1 protein-coding gene is annotated in these 260 nt (G+C 64.2%); it reads right to left on the bottom strand.

Going from position 1 to position 260, the window contains the following annotated elements; genetic code table 11:
* A partial coding sequence (locus SB822_RS58470) for a ShlB/FhaC/HecB family hemolysin secretion/activation protein (RefSeq protein ID WP_410859293.1) occupies positions 1-260 on the bottom strand: 260 nt, incomplete at both ends.

Raw genomic sequence — 260 nt, 5'->3', positions numbered from 1 at the left:
GGCGGGCATTGGGCCGTCGGCGCGCGTTCGACCTCGCGCGTCGTCATAAAACACCTGCACAGATGCGCCCGGCAGCATACTTAGGGACTTGCTGGCGGCAATCGACAAGATCAGCCCGTCGTCGACCGAGGCCGCATTCTGGTCATAAGCGCGCACGGCAAGCGGACCGCCAAGCCCCATTCTTTCCTGACTGTCGAGACTGCGGCTGGCGTATTGGCCGCGCACTTGTATCGTCGCGCGGATGGTCGGCGTAATGGCCC

This window comes from Paraburkholderia sp. SIMBA_054 (assembly GCF_046534875.1).
GTDB classification, from domain to species: Bacteria; Pseudomonadota; Gammaproteobacteria; order Burkholderiales; family Burkholderiaceae; genus Paraburkholderia; species Paraburkholderia hospita.
Note: the sequence above shows the minus strand (reverse complement) of the source record. Positions and strands in the feature narration are given on the sequence as shown.